The sequence below is a fragment of the Xenophilus sp. genome, from assembly GCF_044462705.1.
Classification (GTDB): Bacteria; Pseudomonadota; Gammaproteobacteria; order Burkholderiales; family Burkholderiaceae_C; genus Xenophilus; species Xenophilus azovorans.
Genome location: NZ_JBIQNC010000275.1, coordinates 1 through 5,424 on the forward strand (window position 1 = coordinate 1; position 5,424 = coordinate 5,424).

The 5,424-nt window shown below is 71.6% G+C and carries 4 protein-coding genes and 1 tRNA gene; 4 read left to right on the forward strand and 1 reads right to left on the reverse strand.

The window, feature by feature from the left end; all coding sequences use genetic code 11:
- A partial coding sequence (locus tag ACIY1X_RS24460; RefSeq protein ID WP_399685760.1) for a 2'-5' RNA ligase family protein occupies positions 1-278 on the reverse strand: 278 nt, incomplete at its 3' end.
- A gap of 122 nt (positions 279-400) precedes the next feature.
- Between ACIY1X_RS24460 and ACIY1X_RS24465 the strand changes: the two genes are divergently transcribed.
- The 4 genes from ACIY1X_RS24465 to rbbA all read left to right on the forward strand — a co-directional run bounded on the left by ACIY1X_RS24465 (position 401) and on the right by rbbA (position 5,339).
- Positions 401-1,222: a ferritin-like domain-containing protein gene (locus tag ACIY1X_RS24465; RefSeq protein WP_399685762.1), complete on the forward strand. Its 822-nt coding sequence runs from the start codon at positions 401-403 to the stop codon at positions 1,220-1,222.
- A 38-nt stretch (positions 1,223-1,260) separates the two neighbouring features.
- A tRNA-Gly gene (locus ACIY1X_RS24470) sits at positions 1,261-1,334 on the forward strand.
- 196 nt (positions 1,335-1,530) lie between these two features.
- Entirely contained in the window at positions 1,531-2,604 is a 1,074-nt protein-coding gene (locus ACIY1X_RS24475) for an HlyD family secretion protein (RefSeq protein WP_399685765.1), read from the forward strand.
- Positions 2,601-5,339, forward strand: a complete 2,739-nt coding sequence (rbbA, locus tag ACIY1X_RS24480; RefSeq protein ID WP_399685768.1) for a ribosome-associated ATPase/putative transporter RbbA — start codon at positions 2,601-2,603, stop codon at positions 5,337-5,339. Before ACIY1X_RS24475 ends, rbbA begins: the two co-directional genes overlap by 4 nt.
- The last annotated feature ends 85 nt before the right edge of the window (positions 5,340-5,424 follow it).

Sequence of the window (5,424 nt, forward strand, 5' to 3'; positions counted from 1 at the left end):
CCGTTGCGCGTCCAGACTTCCGCGCGGTCCAGGTGTAGGTCGAAGGGCTCCATCCGCACGCTTTGCAGCGCGCCGCGCAGGCCGTCGATCGCCGAATCGTCCCGCGGCCCAAGGTGCGCCAGCGTCAGGTGCAGGCGGTGCGCCCGCGGCTGCCGCCTTGCGGCGGGCCGGGTCCACCACCAGGCGGCGCGGTGCGCCTCGATGGCCTGCAGGGCCTTGCCGTCCGGGAACAGGCCGACGAACAGCGCGGGCGGGCGGGAATCCGTGGCGGCAGGCATGCGAAGGGGAGCCGAAAGCGTTAGCACAGGTTACCGCCGCCTTCTCGAAGGCGTGCAGGACTTGCAGAATGGCCTCGGGGTGCCGCACTGCACCATCGCACACGACAAGAAAAGGAGCTGGCATGACCGCCACCGCGGCCGCGCACTGGACCATCGACGACCTGGACTTCTCGCGTATCGCGCTGGACGTGGTGCGCGAGGACGAGACACTGTTCTACCTGGCTTGCTCGGCCTCGTTCATCGAGAGCGGCTCGGACCTGTACACCCGCAACCTGATCGACTACTTCGAGGGCGACGAGGAAGTGACGCAGTGGCTGCGCGAGCACTGGGAGCCCGAGGAGCTGCAGCACGGCCGCGCCCTGCGCGCCTACGTGGAGCACGCCTGGCCCGAGTTCGACTGGGAGCCGGCGTACCGCAGCTTCCTGGAGGAGTACGCCACCTACTGCAAGGTCGAGCTGCTGGCGCCCAGCCGCGCCCTGGAGATGTCGGCGCGCTGCGTGGTCGAGACCGGCACCGCCACCTACTACCGCGCCCTGGCCCGCGCCACCACCGAGCCCGTGTTCGTCGACCTGGCCTCGCGCATCGCGGCCGACGAGGTCAGCCACTACAAGCACTTCTACCGCTACTTCCGCCGCTACCGCGACCAGGAGCAGGTGGGCCGCGCACGCGTGTTCGGCACCGTGGCGCGGCGCACCTGGGAACTCAAGAGCGAGGACGCCGACTGCGCGCTGCGGCACATCGCCCGCAGCCGCCACCCCGCGCAGGCGGCCGACCGCGCCTGGCTGCGCGCCCTGGGCAGCCGCGTCAGCCGCGTCGTCAGCCGCAACCTCCACCCCGGCTCGACGCTGAAGATGCTGATGCGCCCGCTCGACCTGCCGCCGCGCGTGGAAAACGCGCTGCAGGTGCCGATCGAGCACTTCATGCAGCGGGTGTTCCTGCGTTGAGAAGGTGTGCCGGCCAAGCCGCTAGAATCCGCGCCGCTGCGGGTGTAGTTCAATGGTAGAACGGCAGCTTCCCAAGCTTCATACGAGGGTTCGATTCCCTTCACCCGCTCCATCGCTCCCATGAGAGCCTGAGGCCACGGCCTCGCTCCCCGCGCCCAAGGCGCACCTCCCCCTCCGTCACCACCGGCACGCCTGCCGGCAGCCGCACGCCCAGGTCAATGGCCAGCAATTGACACACGTCAATTCGCGCCGGACGCAATCCGCGACGATCTCCTTCATCCGGAGCATCCATCGCCCATCGCGTCCTCATGACCATCCCCCCCAAGAGCAGGCTCATCGCCGCCCTCGCCCTCCTCGCGCTGGCCGCCGCCGGGTGGTATGCGTGGCAGCGGCATGTCGCCAACGGGAACGACGGCGCCTTCCTTAGCAGCAACGGCCGGATCGAGGCGACCGAGATCGACGTCGCCACCAAGCTGGCCGGCCGGGTCGACAACATCCTGGTCGATGAAGGCGCCTTCGTGAAGGCCGGCCAGGTGCTGGCCGCCATGCAGGTGCAGACGCTGGAGGCGCAGCTGCGCGAGGCCCGGGCCCAGCGCCACCAGGCCGTCAACGCCGTGGCCAGCGCCCAGGCGCAGACGGCGATGCGCCGCAGCGACAAGGCGGCCCTCGTGGCCCAGGTGCGCCGGGCCGAGGCCGACCTGGACGCCGCCCGGCGCCGGCTGGCGCGCTCCGAGACCCTGGCCAAGGCGGGCGCCACCGCCCTGCAGACCCTGGACGACGACCGGGCCCATGCCTTCGGCGCCGAGGCGGCGCTCGCCGCGGCGCGGGCGCAGGCCGCCTCGGCCGACGCGGCCATCACCGCGGCACAGGCGCAGGTGGTCAGCGCGCAGTCGCAGGTAGAAGCCGTCGAGGCGACCCTGGAGCGCATCCAGGCCGAGATCGACGACAGCCAGCTCAAGGCACCGCGCGACGGCCGCGTGCAGTTCCGCGTGGTGCAGCCCGGCGAGGTGCTGGCCGCGGGCGGCCGGGTGCTGAACCTGATCGACCTGTCGGACGTCTACATGACCTTCTTCCTGCCCACCGAGGCGGCCGGCCGGCTGGCGCTGGGCGCCGAGGCGCGCATCGTGCTGGACGCCGCGCCGGACTACGTCATCCCGGCGCGGATCTCCTTCATCGCCAGCGCCGCGCAGTTCACGCCCAAGACGGTCGAGACCGCCAGCGAGCGCCAGAAGCTGATGTTCCGCGTGCGCGCGCAGATCGACCGCGAGCTGCTGCGCAAGCATCTCGAGCACGTCAAGACCGGCCTGCCCGGCGAGGCCTGGGTGCGACTCGATCCCTCGCGCGAATGGCCTGCCCGCCTGGCGCTGCGGGTCCCGCAATGACGCAGCCGGCGCCGCGCGCTCCCGAGGCGGCGGTCCGCCTGGAGCAGGTGCGGCTGCGCTACGGGAAGGTGCAGGCGCTGGCGGGCATCACGCTGGACATCCCGTCCGGCCGCATGGTGGGGCTGATCGGGCCGGACGGCGTGGGCAAGTCCAGCCTGCTGTCGCTGGTGGCCGGCGCCCGCGCCGTGCAGGAGGGCAGCGTCCATGTGCTGGGCGGCAGCATGGCCAGCCGGCGGCACCGGGACGCGGCCTGCCCGCGCATCGCCTACATGCCCCAGGGGCTGGGCCGCAACCTCTACCCCACGCTGTCGGTGGAGGAGAACCTGCAGTTCTTCGCGCGCCTGTTCGGCCACGACGCCGCCGAGCGGCGCCGGCGCATCGACGCGCTGACGGACGCCACGGGCCTGCGCGGCTTCCTCGCCCGCCCGGCCGGCAAGCTCTCGGGCGGCATGAAGCAGAAGCTCGGCCTGTGCTGCGCGCTGATCCACGACCCCGACCTGCTGGTGCTGGACGAGCCGACCACCGGCGTCGACCCGCTGGCCCGCGCGCAGTTCTGGGAGCTGATCGCGCGCATCCGCGACGGGCGGCCCGGCATGAGCGTGATCGTCGCCACCGCCTACATGGACGAGGCCCGGCGCTTCGACTGGCTGGTGGCGATGGACGGCGGGCAGGTGCTGGCCACCGGCACGCCGTCCGAGCTGCTCTCGCGCACCGGCTGCGACTCGCTGGAGGCGGCCTTCATCGCCCTGCTGCCCGACGAGAAGAAGCGCGGCCATGCGCCGGTCGAGATCCCGCCGCTGCAGGCCTCGGAGGACGACATCGCCATCGAGGCGCAGGGCCTGACCATGCGCTTCGGCGACTTCGTCGCGGTGGACCACGTCTCCTTCCGCATCCGGCGCGGCGAGATCTTCGGCTTCCTCGGCTCCAACGGCTGCGGCAAGACCACGACGATGAAGATGCTCACCGGCCTGCTGGAGGCCAGCGAGGGGCGGGCCTGGCTGTTCGGCCACGAGATCGATCCGCGGGACATCGAGACCCGCCGCCGCGTGGGCTACATGTCGCAGGCCTTCTCGCTGTACGGCGAGCTGACGGTGCGGCAGAACCTGGAGCTGCACGCGCGCCTGTTCCAGGTGCCCGAAGCGGAGATTCCCCGGCGCGTGGCCGAGATGGAGCAGCGCTTCGGCCTGGCCGAGGTGCAGGACAGCCTGCCCGAGCGCCTGCCGCTGGGCATGCGCCAGCGCCTGTCGCTGGCGGTGGCCATGGTGCACAAGCCGGAGCTGCTGATCCTGGACGAGCCGACCTCGGGCGTGGACCCGGTCGCGCGCGACGCCTTCTGGCGACTGCTGGTCGAGCTGTCGCGCCGCGACAGGGTCACGATCTTCATCTCGACCCACTTCATGAACGAGGCCGAGCGCTGCGACCGCATGTCGATGATGCACGCCGGCCGGGTGCTCGACAGCGATGCGCCCGCGGCGCTGGTCGCCCGGCGCGGCGCGAAGACGCTGGAGGAGGCGTTCATCGGCTACCTGGCCGAGGCCGGCGGCGGCGCGCCGGCAGCCGGTCTGGCATCGGTCCCGGCGGGCGCGGCGACCGCCCCTGCCCGCCCGCGCCGCTTCAGCCTGCGGCGCCTCTTCAGCTACCTGTGGCGCGAATCGCTGGAGCTGCAGCGCGACCCCGTGCGCGCGACGCTCGCGCTGGCCGGCTCGGCCATCCTGATGTTCGTGATGGGCTTCGGCATCAGCATGGACGTGGACGACCTGCGCTACGCCGTGCTCGACCGCGACCAGTCCACCCTGAGCCAGAACTACGCACTGAGCCTGGCCGGCTCGCGCTACTTCGTCGAGCGCCCGCCGATCGCCGACTACGCCGAGCTGGACCGCCGCATGACCAGCGGCGAGCTGAACCTGGCGCTGGAGATCCCGCCCGGCTTCGGCCGCGACGTGCTGCGCGGCCGCCCGGTGGAGATCGGCGCCTGGATCGACGGCGCCATGCCGCAGCGGGCCGAGACGGTGAAGGGCTACGTGCAGGGCATCCACCAGCACTGGCTGGCGGAGCAGGCGGCCGCGCGCACGGGCGGCGCGGCGGCGGGGCTGGCCGGCATCGAGACGCGCTTTCGCTACAACCCCGACGTGAAGAGCCTGCCCGCCATGGTGCCCGCCGTCGTGCCCATGCTGCTGCTGATGCTGCCGGCCATGCTGACGGCGCTGGCCGTGGTGCGCGAGAAGGAGACCGGCTCCATCATCAACCTGTACGTCACGCCCGTCACGCGCACGGAGTTCCTGCTGGGCAAGCAGCTTCCCTACGTGGCGCTGGCCCTGCTCAACTTCCTGCTGATGACGCTGCTGTCGGTGACCGTCTTCGGCGTGCCGGTCAAGGGCAGCTTCGCCACGTTGCTGCTGGCCGCGCTGGTCTTCAGCTTCTGCGCCACCGGCATGGGCCTGCTGGCCTCGAGCATCACCCGAAGCCAGATCGCGGCCATGTTCTTCGCCATGATCGGCACGATGATCCCCACCGTGCAGTTCTCGGGGGTGACCGACCCGGTCTCCTCGCTGCAGGGCGGCGCGCGGCTGCTGGGCGAGGTGTACCCGGCCACGCACATGATCGACGTCAGCCGCGGCGTGTTCAACAAGGCCCTGCACTTCGGCGACCTGGGCGCGTCGCTGGTGCCCATGCTGGTCGCCGTGCCGCTGATCGTGGGCGCCGCCATCGCACTGCTGCGCAAGCAGGAGCGGTGAACGATGCGCCGCTTCCTGGCCAACACCTGCCGCCTCGGCATCAAGGAGCTGTGGAGCCTGTGGCGCGACCCGACGATGCTGGTGC

Coding starts and splice junctions, on each gene's coding strand:
- ACIY1X_RS24465 (WP_399685762.1), top strand. CDS start 401: ATGACCGCCACCGCGGCCGCGCACTGGACCATCGACGACCTGGACTTC.
- ACIY1X_RS24475 (WP_399685765.1), top strand. CDS start 1,531: ATGACCATCCCCCCCAAGAGCAGGCTCATCGCCGCCCTCGCCCTCCTC.
- rbbA (WP_399685768.1), top strand. CDS start 2,601: ATGACGCAGCCGGCGCCGCGCGCTCCCGAGGCGGCGGTCCGCCTGGAG.